Genomic DNA, 24,807 nt, shown 5'->3' with positions numbered 1-24,807 from the left:
GCAATCAGGGGTTATGCGTGATGATGAAAATAAGGTTAGACAAGTGTTTTCCGTTATCGATCGTTTCTACTGTGGCTCCCAGTTTTCCCGCATTGGCGCGCAGCTGTGTGCCGGAAAAGAAGGAAAGTTCCTGGGCTGTTTTATTAAATCCTATCACCTTGGTCGAGAAAAATTCCGTGAGCCGGGTGCGCTCATGTCTTTGTTGCAGGTCTGCATCCCCATCCCGGAGAATGATGCGGCCACCGGGGCGCAGGTGCTTTAAACACTGCTCCAGCAGCTTGTATTGCGCACCTGGCGTGAGGTAATGCATTACATCGCTGAGAATAATGGCATCGTATGCTTTCCAGTCAAAGTTGTTGGCATCGGCGGCCAGGAACTGCAAATGGCCTGGTCTCAGGTACCCATGCCGGGCCACCTGTATTTTTTCCTCGTCATAGTCTATGCCGGTAATGCGGCGCTCATTTGACAAAAAATACAACATATAATCCATAAACCCATACCCGCACCCGATGTCCAGGATCTCACCCTGGCGGGGCAGCAGCGTGTTAAAGATGCTATAGTTACCTTCCATGGCCGTTTTCACGCGCATATACCATTCCAGCACCGGTCCTTTGTACAAGTAATTGGAGATAAGTTGCTTGCGGAAATATGCAGGCGTTTCCGTGCGCAGGCACAGGTCCGCGTATTGTTGTTTGAAATACTTACTGATGCTTTTGGTCCGTGCTGCGTACCCATCTCCCCAGCTCATATCTGTGGCTTTGATACGCGGGAGGTACTCCACCGTGATCTGCCCGTCCTTGAGCAGGAAATCATTCTTGGACATGGTATAGGCCGTGCCATGCAGCACCATGGGCAGGATGTCCAGGCCCAATTGTTCCGCAATGTAGAAAGCGCCCTTATGAAAACGGCCAATGCTGGCATCCGCGGAGCGGGTACCTTCCGGGTACACCACGATGGAGTACCCATGTGCCACCTGTTCCCGCAGGCGTTCTATGCTATCTTCCGCCCCATCTGCCACCGGGTAGTAATCCGCCATACGCACCACCGCCCCAAACACGGGCGAGCGCCACACCCATTGATTGGTGAGCAGGATCACCTTGGGGTGTAGCATGGTGCTCACCAGGATGTCCAGGAAAGACTGGTGGTTACTAATGATCACGGCGGGTTTGCTGTAATCTTCGTTCGCAGGATTACGCACCACCTTCTTTACGTTGGCCATGATATAAAGCAAAGAGTGGGTAAAGTTGGACAACAGGAAATGATACACATATTTGCCCCTCCATTTACCAATGATGCGCAGCTTCACCAGCAGCCAGCCTAGCACCGTCATAAGCAGGGAGCCCACTACAAAATAAGTGAAGGCAAACACAGACTTTGCCCAGCCGGTGAGCGTCCATGGCATGCGGCCTTTGCGCACCCGGTTAGTGATCAGCCAGTTAAACAGGAAGGGGATCATCACCTGCGAGATCAGCACCACGCTGCCTATCCCGATGATGGAGATCAAAGCAATGGAGCGCAGGGACGGGTGCTTTGCAAAAATAAGCACGCCCAGCCCCAGCACTGTGGTAATAGCCGATAAGAAGATGGATGACTTGAAGGACGACAATTGCCTGCGCCCGGTCTTATACTCCTGCAGCAGGCCATCCATAATGAAGATGGAATAATCATCACCCAGGCCAAAGATGAAAGTGGAAAGGATGATGTTTACAATATTGAACTTGATACCAAACAGCCCCATAATACCCAGGATCCACACCCAGCTGATCAGCATGGGAATGAAGGTGATGAGCGTTAATTCTATGCGCCCGTAAGAAAGCAGCAGGGCAAAGAATACCAGCAGGGAAGTCATCCAGGCAATGCTGTTAAATTCACTGTTGATCACGCCCACCAGCCGGTTTGCCGCATACTGGCGGTCCAGCACCGTGGTGCCGGGCAGGTGCTCCAGCGCGGTGTATACGGCCTGTTTATCTGCGGTAGCCACTTTCAGCAGGGTCACCACGCTTACGGTGCCATGTTTTTCTATAATAAAATCGCCCAGGCTACCGGCCTTCAGTTGCTGCAGCGCCACCGTGTCCAGCAGGGTAAATGGCTGGTCCAGCAGCTGTGCAAATGCATCAAAAGCAGCAGGGCTGAAGCGGTAAGCGGCGCCCTCCTGGCGCAGGTGCGCGAGCAGTTGCTGCTTCTTTTCAGGCGTCCAGTAAGCATTCCACCGGTCTATGCGGGCTTGCTGTTCTTTACCAGAGATCAGCAGGGCGCCCACGCCGGCATATTTTTTCACAATGCCTTTTGCCTGCAGGCTATGCACCATGGGCATCATGCGCTCACTGTTTTCCAGCGCAGCTTCCAGGGTGTTCCCTTCGCTCACGACGTAAATGGACTGTGCGGTATAGGCATTGATATCGTTGAGTTGCTTTTCCGCTTTCTGCAGGGCGGGCGTCATGAAGTTCATCCGCATCATATCGCTTTCAAAACCTACGCGGCCGCTGGTAAAAAAGAACACGATGGTGAGCAGGAAGATCACGCCCACCAGGTACTTGTTTTTCTCCGGGTGGTAAGCAGAAAGCTGGTCCAGCCAGTTGTGCTCCTCTTCATGCGCATGCGCCACCGGTTTTTCCTGCCGCCCCATCACAATCCAGTGGGGCAGAAAAATGAGCGAGAACAGGCAGGCGCCCACCAGGCTGAATGCGGCAAAAAAGCCTACATCCTTCAACAGTGGCGATTGAACAAACTGGAGGCAAAGGAAGCCGCCGATGGTCGTGAAGCTACCGATGGTCATGGGCTCTGCCAGGTCACGGATCACCTCGCGGATGTCGTGCAGGTGGCGGTAGTGGTTAAATACGTGCAGGGAGTAGTTCACCGCAATGCCCAGCACCACGGAGCCCACGCCCAGTGCCACCACGGAAATATGTCCCTTGATGAGGTACACCACCGCCATGGAAAACAGGGCGCCAAACACCACGGGCAGCATCACCAGCACCGGCGCCCTTTTCTTTTTGAAGAACAGGGCTATCAGCACCACCAGCAGCGTCAGTGTAATGCCCTGGGTAAGCAGCATGTCCTGGCGCAGCTGGCGGGCATTCCCTTCAGACACTGCCGTGGCCCCAAAATAAGACGCCGCTACCGTGGGATGTTCCTTTTCCACCTGTCCCAGTGTGGCATCCAGGGCTTTGAGGAACTGGCTGTTCTTACCGGTTTCACTGGCTACAAATGCCGGTGAAATAAAGATCATCAGGTGACGGTGATCTTTGGTCATTACGTAGCTATCGTACAGCTCAAATTGTTCATCATATTGCAGGCGTTGCAGCTTCTTTATACCCAACCAGGAAATGCCTACGGGGTCCTGGGCAATGGCCTTCTTCAACACCAGGCCTGCGGGCGAGATCAGTGTGCGGTAATCATAGGCCAGTTGCCCCTTCACCGTTTCCGGGGCTATCATGGAGTCTATTTTCGTATAGTCGTCCGGCTCCAGGAAAATGGGCAGGTGCCCGCGTATGAGATCCATCAGGCCCAGTACCGCAGTATCGGCCATCTGCGCCTGCATGGTTTTGATATAGGGTGCCAGGTGCGCATTGGCACTGTCTGCAAATGCGCCGGCAAAGGCCGTGAGGCTGTCCGGCTGGGGCGCGGCCGTGCTGTCTTTGAGGGAAACAGTGAGCACCAGTTTGTCTGCAAACTTACTGTCCTGGAACACCTGCTGCAGCTTGTCCAGCCGTGCTTCATGCGGCAGGATCTGTGTGATGTCCTCCTCCAGTTTTATGCAGCGCGCCAGCAACCCCACCACCAGGAAACTAGCGATAGTGGCTATCCACAGCAGGAGGCGCCTGCGCTCAAAGAAATTATAAATGGCAATAAAAAGTGTGCTCATAGACGGTGTACAATGCAGTGTGCCTGCTTACGCGCTGACCCGGGCCGGCTTACGGAACACGGCCAGGACCAGGTAAATGATAACAGTAGTGAGCAGCCCGGCCAAAATGGCCAGGGTAATGCTACCGGTAATATATTGCAACAGGTTTTCCTGGATGGTATGCATGTTCAGCCCCTTGCTGAACAGCAGGTCCGTGCGTTCTTTCACCCAGATGCGGCCCATCAGGAAACTACCAAAGATAATGACCGGCACCATAGGCGGAAAACTGATATGGCTGCACATAAAGGTAATGCCCCGGTTCAGTTTAAACACGGTAGATACCAGGATGGCAGTAAGCATTTGCAGCCCCCAGATAGGCAGGATGCCGATGCACACCCCCACCCCGGCCGAAACGGCCTTGCGGATATTAGACTCCCCGGGGCGCAGCATTTCATCCCGCCACATTTTCTTCCAGTTCTCCTTCCGGCTGAAATAAAATAAAAAGTTGCGGGGGTGGATGTATAAAAATGCAATGGTGACCAGCACGGTATTTAACACGCTGATACGGGAAAAATCGCGGAAGGGGCGGAAGTGGGAAATACGCTCCCCCGGCGGCGGGTAATATACTTTCACAGGTGCCCAGTCTATGTTAATGCCCCTCCACACACAGCGTACCATCACTTCTATTTCAAACTCGTACTTGCGGCACACAAACCACATCTTGCGCATACGGTGCAGGGGGTACAGGCGGTAGCCGGATTGGGTATCGGGCATTTTCTTCCCGGTTTCCACGTAAAACCAGAAGTTGGAAAATTTATTGGCAAATGTATTCTTGCCCGGCATGTTCTCCTGCTGCAGGTTGCGGGCGCCTATGACCAGGCTGTCGCGCTCCCCTGTTTGCAGGCGCTCCAGGAACACCAGCAGGTCTTCTGCAAAGTGCTGCCCGTCCGCATCTATAGTAATGGCAAAATCGTACCCCGCGGTGATGGCGGCTTTGAAGCCCTGGCGCAAGGCCCAGCCCTTGCCACGGTTAGGCACGTAGTTCACCACCCGGATGCCCGGGAAGCCGGCCAGGATCTGCGCGGTGGCGTCAGTAGCACCATCGTTTACCACGATGATATTTTTCGTATAAGCCTGTACGTTAGTGACCACGCTGGCCAGCGTGCCGGCGTTGTTGTAGGTAGGGATGATCACGCAGCAGCGGAGTGCCTGGAACTGCTCGTGGTATGTGGGCTGGTTGGCGTCCATTGTTGCAGTGGATAGGCTTAGGATGTTTGGGTAATAAAGTTGCCCTGGAATTTGAAGAAAACGGTTTCCCCATGGCGGATGTTGGCATTCACTTTCCAGCTGGCGTCGGGCTGTGCATCGTACTGCACGCTGATCAGCACTTCCGGTTGCCGGGTGGGATCAATGAAATGGAGGAACTTTATGTTGCTGCCATGGCGCAGCAGGGTGTCCTGCGCGGTGCCCCGGTCCAGCAGCTCTTTCACGATCTGCATCATACACACGCCGGGTACCACCGGCCTGCCGGGAAAGTGCCCTTCAAAAATGGGATGGGCGGGGTTTAGCGTCACGGTCACCGTGATGCTGTTATTGCCCCTTTCTTCATGGGTGATGATATAAAAACTATTTTCTAACATGATCTTCTTTTTAAAACTGCTGCATTCAATCCTTTGCCCGCTGGGTCTTTTGTAAGGTGATATTGAACTTAAACCGGGTGTGGTGTACGCTGATGCTGTCTGGTGTGCCTTGCTGGTAGTGCCACATCTTCACGATCACCACCGGCTTTTTGGCGGATGATTTTTCAATGCGCACCAGCTGGTTGCAGGCCGTATCGGTAATGAAATAATTATTTCCCTTCTCCGTGGGCACCGCTGTGTATTGCAGCCCATTGCCCGTAAGCACCCTGGCCTGGCTAAGGTCCGGGTGCAGGAGCACCAGCTCAAAATCCTTGCGCAGGGTCTTTACCACCGCAGGCTTATCCATTTTGTCAAACACGTAGTGCTTTACAAACGCCCCGCTTTTGGTAAATTCAAAATCAAAGAACTTAAATCCCATTTCATTAGCAAATACCAGGCGCATACTGCTGTCTGGCATTTGCTTAAAAAAGAGCAACCCACTGAGGTGGTGCTTCAAAATATCCACCTGGGTGCTGTACAGCTGGTTGCTGAACTGCGGTGCAAATTTCTCAATGCAATGTGCATCGCGCTGCGGCGCAGGCTGCAGGCTTTTGTACTGGGAGCGGCAGGCGCCCAGCAGCAGCAGGGCCGGCATCCATCGTTTACCTGGTCGCAAAAACGGCATCCGGAATATTTACGTTCACTTGTTTGTGTACAAAAGTGATCGTGGTATTGTCGCCGGAATTTTCCTGCATCACGATCTTGCTTACGCCATAATCTTTTTTATCCACGGTAAGTGTAATGGTCCTGAAGAAATCCTTCAGGGCCTTGCTTACCGGGGTAAGTTCCAGCAGGTAGGTGCTGCCATTTTCCAGGATGCGGCTGGTAAAGTCTGCATTGTCCAATACGGTGCCCTGCACACAATCTACCGTGATCTTGTTCACCTGCTCAAATACCTTGTTGGATTTTGCAGAGATCTTATTTTCTTTCTGGCTGTCTTTTGTCTTAATATCCTTGCCATTGATCACCAGCAGGTAGTAAGAAGGCGTACTGTATTCCATACGCACTTTGTTGTCCTTCTTAAACCAGAACCTGCCTTTGGAAGTGATCTTATCTGCCAGCATGCTGAGGTCTTTTTCCTGCACAAAATCACTTTCAATGCTTTGGGTGCCTTGGGCGGTCTTTGCAAACTGCTGCCGGAAGGCCGTTGCATCCGCCACCGGCTTGTAGCCCGCCTGGGCACTGGTTTTCAGCGCGGCAAAACAGCAAAAAATCATTATCCACCAGTTACGCATAGGGTGCTTCATTTATCAATTTATCCAATCGTTCTATTACATAACCACGGGCCCTGATCGCTGTGATCAGTGCCGGTAGCAGCTGCGCTGTTATAGCGCAGGTATCGTGCAGCAGCAGGATGGCGCCAGGTTTTAACTGGCCCAGGATGCGCTGTTGTAATGCATCTGCATCTTTGGCCACCGTATCCAGGGAACGGATGTTCCAGCCTACGGAAACATACCCGCCCCTGCTGATGGCGCGCGCCAGGTTAGGATTGGTAACCCCGTATGGCGGGCGAAACAGCCTGGGACGGCAGTCAATGACCGCTTCCACGGCATCGTCTGCCTGGTGCATGTCTGTAAGCATGCGGGTACTGCCAAACATATCGAACCAGAAGTGGTGCGCGTAACTGTGGTTACCCACAACATGTCCTGCCTCGTATATGCGTTGCAGTAAGCCCGGGTTGGCTTCGGCATTTTTACCAATGCAGAAAAAGGCCGCAGGCGCCTCCGCTTTAGCCAGTATGTCCAGCACCACCGGGGTATACTGTGGTAAAGGCCCGTCGTCAAACGTAAGGGCAATGGCCTTGCGCCCGGTGTTACCACTGCACACAGAAGGCACAAAGAACCGCGCTTCAATGCGCATGGCACCGTACGCCAGCACCCCACTCCAGGCCAGTAAGGGCAGCACATATGCCCACCACGGCAGCGCCTGCACTGCGGTAGCATATGCGATCATGCAGCAGTACACCGCAAACACGATCAGCTGGTCTTTCCTAAGCCGGGGCCTCAGCATACCGTTAATAAAATTAAGGAATGGTGAGAGCCCATGTGGTGATTGTAAATCAAAATGTTGTTAATTTTTGAAGGCAGTTTTCCCTGCAACACCAGCTCCGGGGGCGCCTGTTGCAGGCTTAACACCCTGTTGGCCAGCCACATAGCAAAGGCCGATGCGGTAGGGTATTCCCCACAGGCCTGTTTAAAGCCCAGGGCGGGCTTACCTGTCCCCATGGCCGTGTACCAGGCATCCGCAGTGCCATCCTGGCCCAGCACCAGCAGGTCTATATCTGCCCAGCCAAGGCCGGCAGTAGCCAGCAATTGGTCGCGTGCGCGCAGCACTGCCGCAGTATCTGCGGGTTTATACACCGTTTGCACACCTGCCAGGCAGGCACTGGCCGCAGGCCCCTGCACGGTCCCCAGCACAAAAAACGCGGCCCCTTCCCCATCCACATGATGACGGAACAGGCCAAAGCGCTCCAGGATGGCATGGCTGAAATGAGTGATCTCGTCCAGGCCGCCCACCAGCAATTGTTTTGCAGTGCCTTCCCGGAGGATCATCGTGGCATCCAGCAGGGCACTTTCAAAGGAGTGGCCCCGGTGCACAAAAGTATTGTTGTACGCGTGGCAGCCCAGCAGCAGCGCTACCTGGCCCCCCACGGTGTTATGGGTACTTTGAATGAAGGCGGTAGGGGTCAGCATCTGCTCCTCCTGCTCCACCATTTTTTTGATGAACACACCGGTATCATCCAGGCAGCCATAGGCTGTGCCGGTAATGATGCCATCCGGCTGCCACAGGCCGGCTTCCTGCAAGCTGAGTTGCGCGGCGCCCACGCCCATCTTTATCACCCGGCTCATACGGCGTATCTGCTTAATATCTATCCACTGCTTGTAATCAGGGTCCACCACCTTGCGGCGGTTACCCTCAGCAGGGATAAAGGATGGCCAAAATGCAGCGCCCGCCGCAGTTTCCTGCGGCGATACTGATCCGGTGCCGTTGATGAATATTTTCATGTTAAATGTCCTATGTCTTAGGTCTTAAGTCTCAGGTACCGGGCTATTTGTTGGAAAGCCCCCAGGACCATTCACATCATTTGCTAAACACCAAACTGGAACAATTGCCGCCAAAACCAAAGGAATTGCTCATTACATGCTCCAGCACGTTGCCCTTGCTGAAAGTGGTGGCCGGCGCAAAAGGCAGCTCTTTCATCCGGGTGGTAAATTGTGCATTGGGGTAAATAATACCATCGCGCACGGAGAGGGCGGAAAATACCGCTTCTATGCCGCCGCTGGCGCCCAGGGTGTGGCCCGTAAAGGATTTGGTAGAACTGGCGGGCGGCAGCTTGTCGCCAAAGAGGCGCGCAATGGCCATGCCTTCACTCAGGTCATTGTTCTGGGTGCCGGTGCCGTGCAGGTTAATATAGCCAATATCACCTGGGAGCAGTCCTGCCATTTCAAGGGCACCCTGCATGGCCAGGTAATTGCCGGTACCATCCGGGCTGGAGGCCGTTTGATGATAGGCATCATTGGCATTGGCAAAGCCACTCAGCCTACACCATGTATGTTGCAGGGTAGCCGCTACCGCGTCAGACACCAGTACCACGTAACCCGCGCCCTCGCCCAGGTTCAGCCCGCGGCGGGTATCGTCAAAGGGGCGGCAGCGTTCCGTGTCCAGGATCATGAGCGTATTAAAGCCGTTGAGTGTAAAGCGGGTCAGTGCATCCGTGCCACCCGCTATTACCACATCGGCCAGGCTGTTCTTAATAAGGCGTGCCCCGTACATCAGCGCATTGGCGCCGCTGGAGCAGGCCGTGCTGATGGTGGTTACATGATGGGTGATGCCCAGTGCATCCGCCGTTATTTCGGTAATGGTGCCACATTCATGCTGGCTTACACCGCGCAGGCGCCCACTCGCAGGATTGGCCAGGAAGCCGGGGAAGAAGTCTTCAGTTTTGTCCATGCCCCCTACCGTATTGGCAGAGACGAAAGCCGTGCGGTAATCCCGCACGTCCCCCAGGCCGGAGGAGGTCCACGCCTCGCGGGCGGCTACAAAACTGAGCATGGCAGTACGGCTGGTATGCGCGGGCAAGCCGGTAAGCACGGCCAGGTGCTCATTATCCGCCTTCACTTCCACCACGGGAAATTGGGCCGCGTGCGCGGAATGCAGCACCTGCATGCGGGCCATGCCCGGTTGCATTTGTGCAAACGCCTGCAGGCACTCCCGTACCTGTTGCCCTATACCGCAGATCACGCCACCACCGGCTATCCAAGTAGGCGCAGTACTCATGCCTGTGCCGCCTTTTGCTCGGTAATGAATTGGGCAATCGTGCGCACCGACTGGAAAATACGCGGTCCATCATCCGGGTTGGCCACGCGGATGCCGTAGTGCTGCTGCAGCAGCACAATGAGTTCCAGTGCGTCGATGGAATCCAGTCCCAGCCCTTCTTTGAAGAGGGGCGCGTCATCGCCGATATCTTCCGGTTTTACTTCCTGCAGGTTCAGTTGCTCAATGATCTGTACTTTCAGATCGGCTATCAGTTTCTCCATTTCCATTTGCTATAGTTTGATATAGATGTTGCATTGCTACCGCGGTAAACGGGATGGCCCTTTCGCCAGCCTGGTTTTCTACCAGGTATAGTGCGGCGTCAAAGCGGTCCTGCATTACCTCTACCCACCCGCATACACAGGCGGTAACGGCTTTTTCATTGAATAATTCCTGCACATACCCGGCCAGGGATGCCGTATCAAAACGGTCCTGCACAAAGAAGACATTCTCCCCTTTGAAACCATGGCGTATGCAGATCTCGCCCATTACAATATTGGGCAGGGTGTATACAAATAAAGCCGGGCTGGCTATATCCTTCACCGTGTCGTAATAGCGCACGTCGGTATCCAGGCTGCTGCTCCGGTTGGCCAGGGCCAGTCCTACACCGGGGGCTGCGTGCCGCTCCAGCAGCGGGTTGGCGCCGAGGAGCACTTCCGCCGTGAGCCATCCCAGTTTACTCAGCGCATCCATTTTGTGAAACTTGGGATAGGCACTGCCCAGCTGCTCGTAGCCATAGCGCAGCAGGGTTTGCAGGTCGCCCGCGGGATGCTCCCATTGGAGCTTCCCATTGCGAAACACGCCCTGTGGCCGTACGGCGCTGGTAGCGGTAATATATGCCGATGCATTATCCAAGCGCATTCAGTTTTTCGGTAAGTTCTATTTTACGGGCCAGTCGCTTGGGCTCTGTGGCATGGCCGGTCACGTACGGGTTGGTCCGGTCCCACACATACCCCGCCAGTACACTGCAGATCTGTTCTTTCACCGCCTGGTCCGGGTTTTCGCAGAAGAAAATGGTGTCCAGCGTGCCTTCATACCAGGCCATCACATAGGAGCGGAATACATTCACCCCATGCTGGGTGGGCTCCATGTATTCTTTTTCCCAGTCCACGGGCTCGCCCTGCAGCTTACGGATCACCAGTCTGGCAGCCGTTTGGGCAGACACGCAGGCGAGGGTAACGCCGGAAGAGAAAATGGGATCCAGGAACTCCGTTACATTACCAGTGAGCACAAATCCATCCCCGTAAAATTTATCGGTAGTGGCAGACCAGGATTGCAGGATGCGGGGCTCAAACACGAGCTCCACGTCCTTGAAGCGCTCTGCAAAGAAAGGCTCCGTAGCGATCATGGCGCGGTATTGTTCCTCTGGCGTGCCGGGAAACTGGTCAAAGAATTCGGGGTTGCCTACAAAGCCCAGGGAAGTAACACCCGTGCTGAAGGGGATGATCCACACCCAAACGCCTTTCTGGTGTACCACCGCGGTAATGCGGTTGGGTTCCCCATCCAGGTGGCGTTTTTTATCTACCGTGTGCGCAAAAAGCGCCTTGCGCGATTGCAGCTGTGAGTGCTTCTCCAGGTTAAACATCCGCGGGATCACACGGCCATAGCCACTTCCATCCACGATGAAGCGGGCTTCTATCTCTTTCAACTGACCGGTTGCATCTTCCACGGTGGTCACAGAATCTGATCCATTAAAGCGTATATCCGTAACCGTAGTTTCGTATTCCACCGGCACGCCCATGGCTTCCACGGCGTCTGCCAGTGCTTTGTCAAAGGTAGCGCGTTGCACCTGCCAGGTCCAGGTCCACCCGTTGGTAAATTGTTCTTTAAAGCTAAAGTCGCAGACCTTGCCATTCTTCACGAACTTGGCGCCATTCTTTTCCTGGAAACCACAGGCTTTAATGGCGTCAATGAACTTTGCTTCCGTAAGCGCCTCCATACAGCGGGGCAGCAGGCTTTCGCCGATCACGAAACGGGGGAAGCGCTGCTTCTCCACGATCTTCACCTTATAACCCGCCTGTGCGATGATGGAAGCGGATACGGTACCAGCCGGGCCGGCACCGATTACGAGCACGTCTACCTTTTCTTTTTGCATTGTATTAGGGTTTGGGGGTTTTAGGTCCTACGTCTCAGGTCCTATGTACCCTGCTTTGGTATATAGATTTGTGGATGTAAATCATCCTGCAATGGACGATGCTTAAGACCCTGGACCTAAGACCTAGGACATTTTCTCGCACTGCAGCAGCGTATAGCTCATCCCTACCTGGTCATTCTCCTCCACTACCTTAAGGCCGGCAGCCTGTACGCAGGCAATGAAATCGTCAGAATGGTACATCTGGCTGTTGCCATTGGCCATGGCTGTGAAGTAGAGCGAGGTTTGCTGCAGGCAGTAAGCCGCGCTTTTAAACACCTGGCGGTTCCAGAAGGGCTCCAGGATATAAATGCGCCCCCGCTCAGAAAGCACAGCGGCACAGCGTTTCAGGATAGAAATGATCTCTGCTTCGGAGAAGCAATCCAGGAATTGGCTCATCCACACCGCATCAAACTTTTCTGCCGGGAAGGGCCGGTGCTCATCCAGCACATCTGTAGTGAAAAAGCTTACGCGGTCTTCCACGCCGGCGGCTTTGATCTTTTGTTCCGCAAGGCCCATCTGGCCGGGCAGATCCAGGATGGTCACTTTCACATCCGGATCAAAGCCGGTGCAGGCCAGGGCCCACTTGCCTGTGTTGCCGCCCAGCTCCAGCAGGTTGCGGGGCTTGCGGGAAAACACGATGGGCAGGGTTTGCGGGTAAGCAATATCGGAATAATAGTGATCGAAGTCGAACCAGCTTTTGCCAATTTCCGGGGGCAGCAAAGACAGGCCGGGGTAAATGGTTTCCCAGGGCCCCAGTTCCCGCAGGCCGGCCGGTTTGCCCGTCACCAGGGCTTCTTCCAGGTGGTCCATGCCGCGGTAGCAGATGTCCTGGGTAAAGTCCATGTTAATGCGGGTCAGTTCATCATGCAAAATGAAGTGACCCATCTTGGTGAGGGTGTATTTCTTATCGTTGATGAGCAGCAGTTCTATACCCAGGCCGGCTTCTACCAGCACGCGCACGGCGTACCTGGTGAGGGTCAGCTTGGCCACGATATCTTCCAGGGTAATGCCTTTGCGCCCGGCATCGGAAATGATCTTCAGGATACCCAGGTTGCGCAGTGCGCGGGTGGCCTGGAACGCCACCGGGGCAAAGGCCAGTTGCAAGGCGGCTTCCTTGGCCTGCAGCGCGGTTTTTGTTTCTTTGGAGAAAAAGTTCATGTTTAAATTACTGTCTTAGGTCTCAGGTCCTAGGCCCTAAATACCAGGTTTTATATGCATGATCATTCCTTATTGAACGAGCTGCACGCTGAATATTTTTTTATCTCTTCTCAAACACCATTGCCGCATTACATCCCCCAAAACCAGAGGTGGTTTTTATAAACCGTTTTAATCCTTGCTGGTAGCGGGTTTCCGGGTACACATCCAAAGGCTGGCTTACGCCCAGGGTAGTGAATCCCAGGGTGCCGGGCAGGCAGTTGTCCATGAGGGCATGCATGCTCACAATGGTTTCCAGCAGGCCGGCGGCGCCCAAAGTATGGCCGTAATAACCTTTCAGGCTGTACACGGGAGCATGGGTAATACCCGCCAGGGCAAAGGCTTTGGACTCCATCTCATCATTGTACGGGGTGGCCGTGCCGTGGGCGGAGATGAAGTCAATATCGTTGGGTTCCAGGCCAGCACTGGTCATGGCTTTTTGCAGGGCCAGGGCCAGCTCCGCACCGGTGCGCGAGGGGCCTGAAATATGGTTGGCATCATTGCTGGAAGCACCGCCCAGGGGCCGTACTTTATTGGTGGCAGACTGGCGGCTGGCATCGTTGGTCAGTACCAGCGTGGCAGCGGCTTCGCCCAGGTTCAGGCCTTTGCGTGCCGCATCAAAAGGCAGGCACCTTTCATCGCTCAGGGCGTGGAAGGATTGAAAACCAGACACTACAAATTGCGTTAAAATATCGGCTCCTGCAATCACAATGTGATCATAGGCGCCGGAAAGCAGGAGGCGCTTTGCCATGAGAATGGCCAGCAGCCCGGAAATGCAGGCATTGCTCACCACCTGTGGCGGGTGTGCCGCGTTAAAATACCGGCCTATGCGCAGGGCCGTATCGTACAGTTGCATTTGCTCCAGGGCCTTCCCGTCGGGTAGCTGGCCGGCATGTTGCTCCAGCCAGTCAATATTGCCTTTGGTAGTGCTGAGCAGTAGCAGGGTACGGGGCTGCGATAACCGTATATCCGTTTGGGTGAGGGCCTCCGCGATGGAGGCAATGACCAGCTGTTCAAACTTTGAAGCACCCTGCACCTGTACGCCGGCGGTGTAGGCCACCAGTTGTTCCGGCAGGATGGCGCCCACCGGCAGGGGCGCTTCCGCACCCGCCAGCAGCAGGGGGTTTACCCCGCTCACACCCTGGCGCACGGCCGCATAGTTCTGCGCCGTGGTGGCCCCCAGGGGGGAAATAATATTGTCCGCCGCTACAAACACCTCATACATAAACTCAAATTAGGGCATGTTCTTTTTTCCATGCTTCAAAAAACGCCGGCGGAATAAGTTGCAGCGTTTGGGTTTCTTTATCCAGGAACACCTGTACAGACGATCCCGTGGCCACCACTTCCAGGGTACGGGCGTTGAAGAGGGTATACTCAAAGCGGACCTTGGCCGCAGGCGTAGGAATATAGCGCGTTTCCACGATCACACTGTCGCCGTAACGCAGGCTGCGTTTGTAATTACAATCCACATGCACCACCGGTACGGTATACCCCTTCTCATAAATATCCAGGTAACGCAGCCCATAGCGGTTGCCAAAAGCTTCCCGCCCATCCTCCATGTAGCGCACGTAATGGCCATGCCAAACGATGCCCAGGGGATCCGCTTCGTTAAACCTTACTAAAATTTCCACTCTTTCCGTCAACGGTGCCTGCATAATAATTGATAAGTTCCTAAAAAAACGGCTGGTCCCTTGTCATATACATGCCATGGAACAGGCCGGGGCAGCGGGTCTTAGCTGTTGGCAGTTTCCCACTTCCTGTAATCTCCTTTCTTAACGTTCTGGAGCGTTTTATAAATAAGGTTCAGCCAGTAATTGCGCACGCCAAAGCCCTGGGGCTCATGTACATAACGCTGGCTCAGTAATACTTTCTTTTTATCCAGGTCCACCAGCACCACGTACAGGGAGCCTTTCTTCTGGCCCTTGTCCAGGCCTTCCATCACAAAGAGCAATCCTACGCCCTTGCCACTGTAATGGCTGGCCACTTTCTGGATGTCTGCCTCTTTCAGGCGGTCAAAGTCCGCACTGTTATCTGATTTCAGCTTGCTTTCATCAAGGGCGGCATTAAGCTTTGTTACCTGGGCCAGGTCATTGGTCACCGGGTGGTTGAAAGCCTCCACGATGTCAAATTTCTTGCTTTCATTAACGATCACGTCGTTAAAACTGGGCACGGTCCTGTCCCTGAAATCTGCTGCATTCAGCGCCGTTTCACCCAGGTAGCGTGCCTGTGTAAAATCCGCACCCAGGTAAGTGAGCTGCTGCGATTTGTCGCCGAAGAATGCCTTCAGGGTCTGTGCCTGCACAGCCACCTGGCACAATACGATGGCGCAGGCAGCCAGTAATACTTTTTTCATACGGTGTTTGAGGTTAGATGGTGAATTTTGATAATTGCCCTGCAAAATACAAATTCAATCGGCAAATAAGGATGTGCAGGTAACCATTCGGTCATAAACCGTAGGGTTCCGGCTGTTTTACGGGAAAATACGCGTGGGTGGAAAAACGCTCCGCCGTGGTGGCGCCGGGCCGGGTAAAGTTGGTCTCCCGCGGGAAGGTGGTCATAGGTAAGGCACAGGTGGCCGGGGCCGGCATCAGGGATTAATGAAGATCTTCAGCTCACAGCTGGCCACCACGGCGTTGTCCAGGCTCACTTTGGCCAGCACGGAAGTGGCGTTGAACACGGTATTCTGCACTTCAATGTGGGTATGCAGCGTAGCGCCTGCGGGAGGCAGGGATTTGATCTGCAGGTCCTTCACCGCGCCAATGAAACCTACTTTCACCGGCTCGTTCAGGCGCAGGGCCAGGTAGCCGGCGTGGGCAGCGGCTGTCTGGGCCATGTTTTCCAGCAGGCCGGAGGGCGAAAATTTTCCGCCGTTCAAAAAGATATTATCCGCGGCAATGGTGAGCGCCGTGTCGGCAGTGCGGTCTGTAGCGCCGCTCAGCGTGTCTATCATCACCATGGGTGGGCGCTGAGGGATGTATTGAAGAATGTCCATGTAAAAATAAGTGCCGTAAAATTATAACGGCGTTCCGTAAAAGCCTAGTGTGTGGCGGCTGTTTTTTTCGGCCCGTCTTCCTGCCAGAAATCGTAATAGTTAAACCACTGCTCCGGGTACTGCCGCACCTTGGCTTCCAGGGCCTGCACAAAATCCTGCACGGCTTCGTTCACGCCCTCCTGGCGCCGCCCATTGTAACGCCGGGCCGGGGTAGCGGAGAGATGGTAATGCGTGGGGCCCTCCTTGAAGGCAAACACCACTGATACCGGTACCTTGAACGTGGCGGCCAGCAGGAAAGGCCCTGCCGGGAAATCCGCATCGCCTCCCAGGAAAGGCATGCGCACGGTCTTATTTCCCTCCACAAAACGGTCTGCATGCATGCACACCAGCTCTTTTTTGCTGAGGGCATCATTGATGGCGTAAATGTGGGACAGGTCATTCTTAATGACAATGATATTCACATTGCGCTGGCCGGTCACAGATTCCATATAGGCCTTAATGCGCTCATGCTCCCCGTCAAACATTACGATGTGGATAGCGGTTTGCAGGCGTTTGAAAAGATGGCCGGCCACCTCCCAGTTGCCCGCGTGGGCGCTGAGCATAATGCCGCCCTGGCCCTCCGCGATCATTTCCCGCAGGTGGCTTTCTCCGTCAAATTCAAATGTGAAGGGACTGGGCATATCCGCCATCACCACCACTTTGTCAATGATGGTCTGCCCAAAGAGATAGTAGTTCCGGTACACCGCGCGGATGCTGCGCCAGCGGCCAAAGTGCATACGATGGCGGAAATACCGGTAACTGTATTTCGAAGACTGTCGGGAAAATAAGAAATAGTAGAAACTCACCACGCGCAGCAATGCATAGGCCGGGTATACGCCTCCTGCACGCAACAGGTTGATAAAGATGCGGTAGCCCAAAGGAGTGCCTTTAGACTTTCCTTCCCATGCGGGCATTATACCAGTTCTTTTTGTTTCAGCCGGTTGATCACGTAATCGTAAAAATCCTGGAAAGTGACAATGCCATGGAAGTCTTCCGGTTTCACCTTGAAACCGAAGTTACTTTCAATGACTACCACCAGGTCGATGTAATCAAGGCTATCCAGATCCAGCGTGGCTTTCAGGTCTGCTGCTGGGGTGATCTTTGCCGGGTCTACTTCAAATTCTTCAACCAGGAAAGCGTTCGTTTGTTTTATGATGGCTGCAACTTCCATAAAGTGTGATCCAGATATAGGTTAAGCGATGAAAAAAACGGTGATGTATGTCGGTGTAAAATTAATAATATATCGGCGGTTTTGCTCCGTCATGGTGTTACGCGTTTGGGATATTACCTGGCATTGGTCTTATCTGTTTCTAATAAATTGTTTCGTCAGGAGCGTGCAAATTAAAAATTTATTTGCGAATCCCCCGGTTTTCCTGCCATCTCAGCAGGAAAGGGATAAATATATGCAAATATAAAATTTATAACTAACAGATAGTAATTTAATTGCACACAGCAAGTTTTCGCTCACCCGGAAGAAACCTGGCGCGTTTTCAATGCGATAGCAGGTTTTTTTTCAGCAACAGGTAGCGGTAGCGGATATCACTGTACACAATACCGCCCAGCAGGCAGCCCACAGCCAGGTACAGCACCCGGGTATGGAACTGCAGGTACCCGATGCCACCCAGCACGCAGCCCAGGAAAAAGAAAGTAATGATAGCAAAGCGGAGTTTTATGGAGGCTAACAATTTTTTGCGCTCTTCGGGGCGGCGGTAGAAAAGCAGGCGGGAAAGTTCTATGCCCAGGTCTGTAAACAGCCCGGTGAGGTGGGTGGTGCGCACCACTGCATTGGAAATGCGGGTCACCAGTGCATTTTGCAGCCCCATGGCAAACAGCAGGGTGCAGGCCACCAGGTGATTGGCATTTGTACTGTGCCCGAACACGCCGCTGGCAACTAAAAACAGCAGCGCCATTTCGGTAAACACCGGTACCGCATTCATATACCGTGCGGCTACCTGCGCGGTGATCTCCACCAGGCAGTTGGACACAAAGGCACCGGTTAAAAAAGAAAGGATATACACCAGGAAAATAGATGCTTCACTGAAACCGCCCCTGACCAATCCGTCAGCAAAATAGGCGAAGTGGCCGGTCACATTGGTAGTGAGCACCTGCACGGCAAAGAAGCCGGTTACATTCACAATACCTGCTACAAAAGATAACAGGGCAGCCAGTTTCAGGTTGTGTACCGGCCTCCTGCCCTTGCCGCGGTGTCTGAACATAAAATACGTTTTAGATGGCAATGCCTATTCTTTCCACTTCCGCACAATGAGGGAAGAATTGGTACCGCCAAATCCGAATGAGTTGGAAAGGAAGGTATCAAATCCCTGCTGCAGTGTATCCGTAACGATGTTCAGGTTTTGGGAAGCCTCATCGGGATTTTCAAAGTTGATGTTGGGCGCTATGAAATCATTTTGCATCATCAGCATGGAGTACACGATCTCGCTGGCACCTGCCATCCAGCATTCGTGGCCGGTCATGGACTTGGTGGAGCTGATGGGTGGGCGCCACTGGCCAAACACGGCATCCAGGGCCTGTGCCTCGCTGGCATCGCCGGCCGGGGTGCTGGTGGCGTGGGCGTTGATGTAGCCGATCTCACTCCCTGAAATGCCGGCATCCTGCAAGGCGATCTGCAGGGAGCGGGTGGGCCCGTCTACCGTGGGGTTGCTGATATGGCTGCCATTGGAAGAAAAACCGTACCCGATCACTTCTCCCAGGATGGTAGCGCCCCTGCGCCGGGCAGATTCCAGGCTTTCCAGGATCACGGTGGCAGCGCCCCCGCTGGGCACCAGGCCATCCCGGTCCCGGTCAAACGGGCGGGAAGCCTTTGCCGGTGCGTCTTCCCGGGTGGAGAAGGCCGCAATGGCGTCAAAGTTGCCCATAGACAGCAGGTTGATCTCCTGGGCGCCCCCGCAGATCACGCAATCCTGCATGCCATTGCGGATAAACATATAGCCCAGGCCTATGGCGTGGGAGCCGCTGGCGCAGGCCGCGCTCACGCTGAAGTTCACCCCACGCAGGCGGAAAATGGTGGCCAGGTTCATGGTCACGGTGGAGTTCATGGTCTGGAACACAGAGCCAGAGCCCACCATCATGGTATCTTTCTTTTCCCGCATGATGTCATTGGCCTCGATGGTCGGCTTGGCCGAGCTGTCGTTGCCATACAAAATACCCACGGGATATTTTTCCATATAGTCTGCTTCGATGCGCGCGTTTGCCAGCGCTTCGCGGGTAGCCATGTAGGCAAACTCCGCCTGCTCCGGCATCATCAGGCGGGCACGCCGGTCCAGGAAAGGCTTCAGGTCAGGCCTGTCCACATAGCCGGTCAGCCCGGAGCGGTATCCAAACTCCTTCCGGGCCGGGTCCAGCACAATGCCGGAACGGCCCTTGAACAATGATTCACTAACCGCGGCCAGGTCTTTTCCTATGCAGGAATAAATTCCCAGGCCGGTGATGACTACTCTCTGATTCATAATCGTAAAACCGCTCAATGGCATAGCGGCCTGATAAAGTTATAAAAACTGTACAACGTACAACGTACGGTGCCATCCCATTGAAACAGCGTGGAATCAATATAGGTCATTATACATTGTGCATTACACGCTGTACGCTGTACGTTGTACGCTGTACGCATTCTCAGGTATACAAACCGCCGTTGATAGAAAGCACTTCGCCGGTGATATAGCCGGATTCCCTGCTTACAAAAAACGCTACGGCGGCGGCCACTTCTTCGGGCGTACCAAAGCGGTTCATAGGCACTTGCGCAGCCAGTTCTTTTTCATTCAGCTCCGCGGTCATGTCCGTGGCGATGAAGCCGGGGGCTACCGCGTTCACCGTTACACCGCGCTTGGCCACTTCCTGGGCCAGGGCCTTGGTGGCCCCTATTACGCCGGCCTTGGCGGCGGAGTAGTTGGTTTGTCCCGGCAGGCCTTTAATGCCGCTCAGGGATACCATGTTCACAATGCGGCCATACCTTTTCATGAGCATCCCGTTGATCACCAGCTTGGTCACGTAAAAGAACCCATCCAGGCTGGTGCCCAGCACGTTGCGCCACTGCTGGCTGTTCATCCAGAACAGCAGGGAGTCTTCGCGGATGCCGGCATTGTTTACCAGCACCTCTATCTGTTTGTCTTTATTGGCTTCTATCCAGCCGCCCAGTACCGTGTTCACGGATGCTTCATCCGCTACGTCAAACTGCAGCAGCACACCGTCTGTACCGGCAGCACGCACAGCGGCCAGGGTTTCTTCGGCCGCGGCCTGGTTGCCTTTATAGGTGATGATCACCTGGTATCCCATGGAGGCCAGCTTCACACATACCGCCCTGCCTATGCCCCTGGACCCGCCGGTAACTAATGCGTATTTCATGCAATGATTTGTTGGATTGATACTATGCGTTAAAGGCCAGCGGAAGGTTACGCAGCAGGTCCTTCACCTGCCGGATATCTTTGTAACGCGGTGCGTCTTCCACAAACACCGGGAATACCTGGCGGATCTGGCTGTACACACCGTGTGTAAAGGACGCCAGGCGGTGCTGGCACTGCAGGTAATCCACGGCCTGCAGGAGCGTCATCATCTGGATGCTCAGCACTTCATAAGCATTTTCCACCACCTTGCTGGCAATGAGGGCCGCATTAGTACCCATACTCACAATATCCTGGTTATCGTTATTATTAGGAATGCTATGCACATACATTGGGAAAGACAGGGTCTGGTTTTCCGCCACGGTGCTCACCGCGGTGAACTGCACCCCCTGCATGCCAAAGTTGAAGCCCAGTTTACCCAGGTTCACAAAAGGCGGGAACTTGTGGTTCAGCTTTTCATTGAGCAGGTAATTGAGCTGGCGCTCACTCAGCATGGAAAGCTTGGTGATGGCTATTTTCAGCTTGTCCATTTCCAGGGAAACATAGTCGCCGTGGAAATTACCGCCGTGGAACACATTGCCGCGGTGATGGTCCACCACCGGGTTGTCGCTCACGGAGTTCAGCTCTTCCACCACCAGGCGGCCGGCCTGCTCCAGGGTATCAAACACGGGGCCCAGTACCTGGGGCACGCAGCGCAGGGAGTAGTATTCCTGCACCTTGTCTTTAAAAATATCTTCTTCCAGCTCCTTGTACAGGTGGTCCGGGCGGTGGCGTATCATCTTGCTGCCGGCCAGCACGGTGCGCATCTGGCGGGCTATTTCATTCTGGCCCACGTGCTTTTTCACGGCATTCAGTTCGGCGGAGAAGTGATCATCAAAGGCTTCCACTACTTCATTGATCATGGCGCTCATCACGGTGCTCCAGTGCAGAAGGCGCTTGGCTTCCAGCACATTCACCAGGCCTATGCCGGTCATGGCGGAAGTGCCATTCAGCACGGCCAGGCCTTCGCGCAGGTGTATTTTAATGGGTGTAATGCCCAGGCGGGCAAATACGTCGGCAGTAGCTTCAATTTTATTTTCGTATAATACTTCCCCTTCACCAATAAGCACCAGGGCCAGGTGGGCCAGCTGCACCAGGTCGCCGGAAGCGCCCACGCCGCCGTGCTCAAACACACACGGATATACGTTTTTGTTGATCAGGTCGCGAAGCAGCAGTACAATGGAGGGATGTACACCGGAATAGCCCTGCATCAGGGTGCTGATGCGCGCTATCATCAGCGCTTTGGTATGGATGGGCGACAACCATTTGCTGGCGCCGGAGGCGTGGCTGCGGATCAGGTTATACTGCAGCTGCAGGGTATCCTCCTCGCTCACCTTGTATTGGGCCATGGGCCCAAAACCTGTATTGATGCCATAGATCAGCTTCTTCCCGGAAAACTGCTTCAGAAAATTGTGGCTGTCCTCCACATTCTGCAACGCCGCTGCTTCCAGTTCCAGGCTATCACCTTCATATAAAATCCTGTAAACTTCTTCCAGCGTAAGCGGCTTGCTACCTAAAACGACCATTATATTACAAATTATATTATTTGATTATGTGATAAGAGCTCAAAAGTAGTGAAAAAAAACTCACCCTTCTTCTACAGCCCCCTCTCCCACTGTTACCAGGATCTTATCGATGCGGTGGGCGTCCATATCTACGATCTCGAACGTAAAGCCGCGCCACTCCAGCTTTTCGCCGGTTTGGGGTATGTGTTCCAGGCGGTACAGGATAAAGCCGGCAAGGGTATCAAATTCCTGCTCAAATTCGGCCATCCAGTCGGCCCGGTCAAATTCTGAGAGGAAGTCATAGAAAGGGATCTGGGCATCTACCAGGTAGCTGCCGTCTTCCCGTTTGAACATCGTGTATTCCGCTTCCTGGCCGGTCTGGGGCATGTCGCCCACGATGGCTTCCAGGATATCATTCAGGGTGATCATGCCCAGAAAAGTGCCGTATTCGTCCACGATAAAAGCGGCATGCACCTGGGTTTCCTTGAACTTTTCCAGCACCTCGTAGGCGGAGTTGTGCTCCGGTACAAACAGGGGCTTTTTCATGAGGGTTTGCAGGCTGCCGCCAGCTTCCGCGGAAAACAGGTCTTTCAGGGTGAGCACGCCCTTGATGTTATCAATGCCGCCATCGCACACCGGGTACACGGAGTGCAGGCTTTCAGTGATCTTGGTCTTGTAGTCTGCTTCCTCATCGGTAATGTCCAGCCAGTCCACGTCTGTGCGGTGGGTCATCAGGGAGGTGATGTTACGGTCGCCCAGGTAAAATACCCGTTCAATGATCTCCTGCTCCGTTTCCTCGATGGTGCCGGAGTGGGCACCTTCGTTGATCATGGCCTTAATGTCTTCTTCCGTTACCGGGGCGTCGTCTGTCTTGAAGTTGAACAGGCGCAGCACCAGGTTGGTGCTCAGCGTGGCCACCGCCACCAGCGGGTAGGCCAGGCGGGAAAGCAGGGTCATAGGCCTTGCCATGGACTTGGCCACCCCTTCCGGGCGGGCCAGGCCTATGCGCTTGGGGGCCAGTTCTCCCAGCACGAGGGAAATATAAGTAGCGCCCAGCAAAATGAGGGTGATCGCCAGGAAATTGCTGTAGGGCTGTAAACGCGGGAAAGTGGAGGAAAGCCAGTTGGCCAGCGGGGTTTTGAGGGTTTCACCGGCGTAAAGGCCAATGAAAACGCCTACGGCGGTAATGCCTATCTGGACGGTAGAAAAAAAGTTGTCCGGGTTGTTGGCCAGCCGCAGGGCGGCCTTTGCTTTTTCATCCCCTTTATTAGCAGCGTGCTCCAGTTTGTTCTTACGGGCGGAGACCAATGCAATTTCCGCCATGGCAAACAGGCCGCTGATTAATACGAGGATGATGATTATGACGACTTCCATAGAGAGGTTAAAAATAAAAAATTATTCAAATATCATGGTAACAAATGCCAGCAGGATGCCCCCGGCAATGGCGATGACCTTACGGCCGCTGATCTCATGATACCTGGTGCCACTTTCAAAAAAGATGGTGGTGGCAATATGGATGAACGCACCGATGACCAGGGCCACCACGTACGCGAAATATTGTTCAATAGCCAGGAAATGCAGCCCCAACTGCCAGGCCAGGATGGCTGCGGCAGGAGTTACCAGGCCAAAACCTACCAGGATGGCCCAGAGCCTGCGCCGGGCCACCCCCCCGTGCAGCATCACCGTCATCAGCGCCAGTGATTCCGGCAGCTTGTGCATGGCCACTCCCAGCATAAGGGAAGGAATGGTGGCCGGATCATGGTAGCGGAAGCCCAGGGGCAGCCCCTCCATAAAGGCGTGTATGCTCAAACCTACCAGCAGCGGGGCCATGGCAATATGATGGTGATGGGCGCCGCCCTCTACAGGCACATGGGTATGCCCATGCTCCATGCCATGCGAGAGCTGCGCCAGCGCCACCTGTATGAAAAAGCCCAGCACCACGTAAACACCTGCCCGGTCGCCCAGCTGGACAAAGACCTCTGGCAGCAGGTGCATGATGGTAATGCCAAACAGGAAGGCGCCCGTGAAGGCCAGCAGGTACACGGCAAAATTGCCCGTTTTCCCTGCCCGCAGGGCAATGAGCCCGCCCGCAAGGCTGGCGGCAAACACTAATATGAGAAAGCTCCAGTTCATGCTACGGCCGGTTCCTGGATAAGCCCGATGCGGCGGTTAAAAACAGTGGAGGTCAGCCAGCCAATACCGGCGCCCAGGATGCCCCCGGCCAGCACGTCAAACGGGTAGTGCACCCCCACATACACCTGGCTGTAAGACACGGCGGCGGCCCATACAAAAAACAGCCAGTTGTACCGTCCAAAGTAAGGCCACAGCGTCACAAAGCAGAACAAGGCCAGGGCAAAATGGTTGCTGGCATGGTTGCTCGTGAAACTCCCGCTGCTGGGGCAGTACGGCACGCGCTGGTGCATGAAAAAGGCCACTGCCGCATCGTGGCAGGGGCGTAGCCGGCCCACCGCCCCTTTCAGGAAAAGGCTGGTCTGGTCGGAAATGGCAAAGGTGATGATGAAGAACATGCACCACCACAGTCCCCGCAGGCGGAAATTTATCAGCGCAAACAGGGCCAGGAACAGGTACAGTGGTGCCCAGGTATAGGGCTCGCGCAGGAAAGGCGCCAGCCAGTCCATCACCGGGCTTGACCACTGGTCATTGACATAATAAAAAATCTTGCGGTCCAGTTGTATGATCGGTTCCAGCATC

Annotated in this window: 25 protein-coding genes; all 25 read right to left on the bottom strand. The window is 54.4% G+C overall.

The features are described 5' to 3' along the window. Positions 1 to 4 precede the first annotated feature (4 nt). Positions 5 to 3,865: a trifunctional MMPL family transporter/lysophospholipid acyltransferase/class I SAM-dependent methyltransferase gene (locus tag DCC81_RS12590; RefSeq protein WP_108686976.1), complete on the bottom strand. Its 3,861-nt coding sequence runs from the start codon at positions 3,863 to 3,865 to the stop codon at positions 5 to 7. Positions 3,866 to 3,892: 27 nt separating this feature from the next. Next, on the bottom strand, positions 3,893 to 5,092 hold the full coding sequence (locus DCC81_RS12585) for a DUF2062 domain-containing protein (protein ID WP_108686975.1): 1,200 nt from the start codon (positions 5,090 to 5,092) through the stop codon (positions 3,893 to 3,895). 17 nt (positions 5,093 to 5,109) lie between these two features. Then, positions 5,110 to 5,484 (bottom strand): hotdog family protein, encoded by a 375-nt coding sequence (locus DCC81_RS12580; protein WP_108686974.1) that lies wholly within the window; start codon positions 5,482 to 5,484, stop codon positions 5,110 to 5,112. A gap of 25 nt (positions 5,485 to 5,509) precedes the next feature. Continuing rightward, a complete protein-coding gene (locus DCC81_RS12575) occupies positions 5,510 to 6,148 on the bottom strand; it encodes a hypothetical protein (protein ID WP_165806540.1) in 639 nt (212 codons plus the stop codon). Then, positions 6,126 to 6,740, bottom strand: coding sequence for an outer membrane lipoprotein carrier protein LolA (locus tag DCC81_RS12570; RefSeq protein WP_240612975.1), 615 nt, complete (start codon positions 6,738 to 6,740; stop codon positions 6,126 to 6,128). Before DCC81_RS12570 ends, DCC81_RS12575 begins: the two co-directional genes overlap by 23 nt. 10 nt (positions 6,741 to 6,750) lie before the next feature. After that, positions 6,751 to 7,533: a polysaccharide deacetylase family protein gene (locus DCC81_RS12565; protein WP_108686971.1), complete on the bottom strand. Its 783-nt coding sequence runs from the start codon at positions 7,531 to 7,533 to the stop codon at positions 6,751 to 6,753. After that, positions 7,527 to 8,528: a beta-ketoacyl synthase chain length factor gene (locus DCC81_RS12560; protein WP_240612974.1), complete on the bottom strand. Its 1,002-nt coding sequence runs from the start codon at positions 8,526 to 8,528 to the stop codon at positions 7,527 to 7,529. The genes DCC81_RS12565 and DCC81_RS12560 overlap by 7 nt, the downstream gene beginning before the upstream one ends. Before the next feature lie 76 nt (positions 8,529 to 8,604). Beyond that, positions 8,605 to 9,801: a beta-ketoacyl-[acyl-carrier-protein] synthase family protein gene (locus DCC81_RS12555; protein WP_108686970.1), complete on the bottom strand. Its 1,197-nt coding sequence runs from the start codon at positions 9,799 to 9,801 to the stop codon at positions 8,605 to 8,607. Continuing rightward, complete coding sequence (locus DCC81_RS12550) at positions 9,798 to 10,067, bottom strand: phosphopantetheine-binding protein (RefSeq protein ID WP_317047843.1); 270 nt, start codon at positions 10,065 to 10,067, stop codon at positions 9,798 to 9,800. Before DCC81_RS12550 ends, DCC81_RS12555 begins: the two co-directional genes overlap by 4 nt. After that, positions 10,021 to 10,692 carry a hypothetical protein gene (locus DCC81_RS12545; RefSeq protein WP_133177647.1) on the bottom strand — a complete coding sequence of 224 codons (672 nt, stop codon included), beginning with the start codon at positions 10,690 to 10,692 and terminating at the stop codon, positions 10,021 to 10,023. Before DCC81_RS12545 ends, DCC81_RS12550 begins: the two co-directional genes overlap by 47 nt. Beyond that, entirely contained in the window at positions 10,685 to 11,932 is a 1,248-nt protein-coding gene (locus DCC81_RS12540) for an NAD(P)/FAD-dependent oxidoreductase (protein ID WP_108686967.1), read from the bottom strand. The genes DCC81_RS12545 and DCC81_RS12540 overlap by 8 nt, the downstream gene beginning before the upstream one ends. Before the next feature lie 123 nt (positions 11,933 to 12,055). Beyond that, entirely contained in the window at positions 12,056 to 13,129 is a 1,074-nt protein-coding gene (locus DCC81_RS12535; protein ID WP_108686966.1) for an SAM-dependent methyltransferase, read from the bottom strand. Positions 13,130 to 13,229: 100 nt separating this feature from the next. After that, a complete protein-coding gene (locus DCC81_RS12530) occupies positions 13,230 to 14,390 on the bottom strand; it encodes a beta-ketoacyl synthase N-terminal-like domain-containing protein (RefSeq protein ID WP_108686965.1) in 1,161 nt (386 codons plus the stop codon). Between the two features lie 4 nt (positions 14,391 to 14,394). Beyond that, positions 14,395 to 14,820: an acyl-CoA thioesterase gene (locus tag DCC81_RS12525; protein WP_108686964.1), complete on the bottom strand. Its 426-nt coding sequence runs from the start codon at positions 14,818 to 14,820 to the stop codon at positions 14,395 to 14,397. A gap of 77 nt (positions 14,821 to 14,897) precedes the next feature. Then, entirely contained in the window at positions 14,898 to 15,518 is a 621-nt protein-coding gene (locus tag DCC81_RS12520) for a hypothetical protein (protein ID WP_108686963.1), read from the bottom strand. Between the two features lie 234 nt (positions 15,519 to 15,752). Further along, a complete protein-coding gene (locus DCC81_RS12515) occupies positions 15,753 to 16,157 on the bottom strand; it encodes a 3-hydroxyacyl-ACP dehydratase (RefSeq protein WP_133177646.1) in 405 nt (134 codons plus the stop codon). A 44-nt stretch (positions 16,158 to 16,201) separates the two neighbouring features. Then, positions 16,202 to 17,110 carry an LpxL/LpxP family acyltransferase gene (locus DCC81_RS12510; RefSeq protein WP_108686961.1) on the bottom strand — a complete coding sequence of 303 codons (909 nt, stop codon included), beginning with the start codon at positions 17,108 to 17,110 and terminating at the stop codon, positions 16,202 to 16,204. Continuing rightward, positions 17,110 to 17,367, bottom strand: coding sequence for an acyl carrier protein (locus DCC81_RS12505; protein WP_108686960.1), 258 nt, complete (start codon positions 17,365 to 17,367; stop codon positions 17,110 to 17,112). The genes DCC81_RS12510 and DCC81_RS12505 overlap by 1 nt, the downstream gene beginning before the upstream one ends. 319 nt (positions 17,368 to 17,686) lie before the next feature. Further along, on the bottom strand, positions 17,687 to 18,412 hold the full coding sequence (locus DCC81_RS12500) for a YoaK family protein (protein ID WP_108686959.1): 726 nt from the start codon (positions 18,410 to 18,412) through the stop codon (positions 17,687 to 17,689). A gap of 24 nt (positions 18,413 to 18,436) precedes the next feature. Then, the gene (locus DCC81_RS12495) at positions 18,437 to 19,663 is read right to left on the bottom strand and encodes a beta-ketoacyl-[acyl-carrier-protein] synthase family protein (protein ID WP_108686958.1); all 1,227 of its coding nucleotides are present in this window, start codon (positions 19,661 to 19,663) and stop codon (positions 18,437 to 18,439) included. A 163-nt stretch (positions 19,664 to 19,826) separates the two neighbouring features. Next, positions 19,827 to 20,555 carry a 3-oxoacyl-ACP reductase FabG gene (gene fabG / locus DCC81_RS12490; protein WP_108686957.1) on the bottom strand — a complete coding sequence of 243 codons (729 nt, stop codon included), beginning with the start codon at positions 20,553 to 20,555 and terminating at the stop codon, positions 19,827 to 19,829. A gap of 22 nt (positions 20,556 to 20,577) precedes the next feature. Further along, on the bottom strand, positions 20,578 to 22,116 hold the full coding sequence (locus tag DCC81_RS12485) for an HAL/PAL/TAL family ammonia-lyase (protein WP_108686956.1): 1,539 nt from the start codon (positions 22,114 to 22,116) through the stop codon (positions 20,578 to 20,580). A gap of 60 nt (positions 22,117 to 22,176) precedes the next feature. Then, positions 22,177 to 23,469, bottom strand: a complete 1,293-nt coding sequence (locus DCC81_RS12480; protein WP_108686955.1) for a hemolysin family protein — start codon at positions 23,467 to 23,469, stop codon at positions 22,177 to 22,179. 21 nt (positions 23,470 to 23,490) lie between these two features. After that, positions 23,491 to 24,228, bottom strand: coding sequence for a ZIP family metal transporter (locus tag DCC81_RS12475; RefSeq protein WP_108686954.1), 738 nt, complete (start codon positions 24,226 to 24,228; stop codon positions 23,491 to 23,493). Beyond that, entirely contained in the window at positions 24,225 to 24,806 is a 582-nt protein-coding gene (locus DCC81_RS12470) for a phosphatase PAP2 family protein (RefSeq protein WP_108686953.1), read from the bottom strand. The genes DCC81_RS12475 and DCC81_RS12470 overlap by 4 nt, the downstream gene beginning before the upstream one ends. Between the last annotated feature and the right edge of the window lies 1 nt (position 24,807).

This window comes from Chitinophaga parva (genome assembly GCF_003071345.1).
Lineage (GTDB): Bacteria > Bacteroidota > Bacteroidia > Chitinophagales > Chitinophagaceae > Chitinophaga > Chitinophaga parva.
Note: the sequence above shows the minus strand (reverse complement) of the source record. Positions and strands in the feature narration are given on the sequence as shown.

Coding starts and splice junctions, on each gene's coding strand:
- DCC81_RS12590 (WP_108686976.1), bottom strand. CDS start 3,865: ATGAGCACACTTTTTATTGCCATTTATAATTTCTTTGAGCGCAGGCGC.
- DCC81_RS12485 (WP_108686956.1), bottom strand. CDS start 22,116: ATGGTCGTTTTAGGTAGCAAGCCGCTTACGCTGGAAGAAGTTTACAGG.
- DCC81_RS12565 (WP_108686971.1), bottom strand. CDS start 7,533: ATGCTGAGGCCCCGGCTTAGGAAAGACCAGCTGATCGTGTTTGCGGTG.
- DCC81_RS12500 (WP_108686959.1), bottom strand. CDS start 18,412: ATGTTCAGACACCGCGGCAAGGGCAGGAGGCCGGTACACAACCTGAAA.
- DCC81_RS12530 (WP_108686965.1), bottom strand. CDS start 14,390: ATGTATGAGGTGTTTGTAGCGGCGGACAATATTATTTCCCCCCTGGGG.
- DCC81_RS12570 (WP_240612975.1), bottom strand. CDS start 6,740: ATGATTTTTTGCTGTTTTGCCGCGCTGAAAACCAGTGCCCAGGCGGGC.
- DCC81_RS12535 (WP_108686966.1), bottom strand. CDS start 13,129: ATGAACTTTTTCTCCAAAGAAACAAAAACCGCGCTGCAGGCCAAGGAA.
- DCC81_RS12505 (WP_108686960.1), bottom strand. CDS start 17,367: ATGGAAGTTGCAGCCATCATAAAACAAACGAACGCTTTCCTGGTTGAA.
- DCC81_RS12585 (WP_108686975.1), bottom strand. CDS start 5,092: ATGGACGCCAACCAGCCCACATACCACGAGCAGTTCCAGGCACTCCGC.
- DCC81_RS12540 (WP_108686967.1), bottom strand. CDS start 11,932: ATGCAAAAAGAAAAGGTAGACGTGCTCGTAATCGGTGCCGGCCCGGCT.
- DCC81_RS12470 (WP_108686953.1), bottom strand. CDS start 24,806: ATGCTGGAACCGATCATACAACTGGACCGCAAGATTTTTTATTATGTC.
- DCC81_RS12475 (WP_108686954.1), bottom strand. CDS start 24,228: ATGAACTGGAGCTTTCTCATATTAGTGTTTGCCGCCAGCCTTGCGGGC.
- fabG (WP_108686957.1), bottom strand. CDS start 20,555: ATGAAATACGCATTAGTTACCGGCGGGTCCAGGGGCATAGGCAGGGCG.
- DCC81_RS12550 (WP_317047843.1), bottom strand. CDS start 10,067: ATGGAAATGGAGAAACTGATAGCCGATCTGAAAGTACAGATCATTGAG.
- DCC81_RS12560 (WP_240612974.1), bottom strand. CDS start 8,528: ATGAAAATATTCATCAACGGCACCGGATCAGTATCGCCGCAGGAAACT.
- DCC81_RS12575 (WP_165806540.1), bottom strand. CDS start 6,148: ATGCCGTTTTTGCGACCAGGTAAACGATGGATGCCGGCCCTGCTGCTG.
- DCC81_RS12495 (WP_108686958.1), bottom strand. CDS start 19,663: ATGAATCAGAGAGTAGTCATCACCGGCCTGGGAATTTATTCCTGCATA.
- DCC81_RS12515 (WP_133177646.1), bottom strand. CDS start 16,157: ATGGACATTCTTCAATACATCCCTCAGCGCCCACCCATGGTGATGATA.
- DCC81_RS12580 (WP_108686974.1), bottom strand. CDS start 5,484: ATGTTAGAAAATAGTTTTTATATCATCACCCATGAAGAAAGGGGCAAT.
- DCC81_RS12525 (WP_108686964.1), bottom strand. CDS start 14,820: ATGCAGGCACCGTTGACGGAAAGAGTGGAAATTTTAGTAAGGTTTAAC.
- DCC81_RS12555 (WP_108686970.1), bottom strand. CDS start 9,801: ATGAGTACTGCGCCTACTTGGATAGCCGGTGGTGGCGTGATCTGCGGT.
- DCC81_RS12510 (WP_108686961.1), bottom strand. CDS start 17,110: ATGCCCGCATGGGAAGGAAAGTCTAAAGGCACTCCTTTGGGCTACCGC.
- DCC81_RS12480 (WP_108686955.1), bottom strand. CDS start 23,469: ATGGAAGTCGTCATAATCATCATCCTCGTATTAATCAGCGGCCTGTTT.
- DCC81_RS12520 (WP_108686963.1), bottom strand. CDS start 15,518: ATGAAAAAAGTATTACTGGCTGCCTGCGCCATCGTATTGTGCCAGGTG.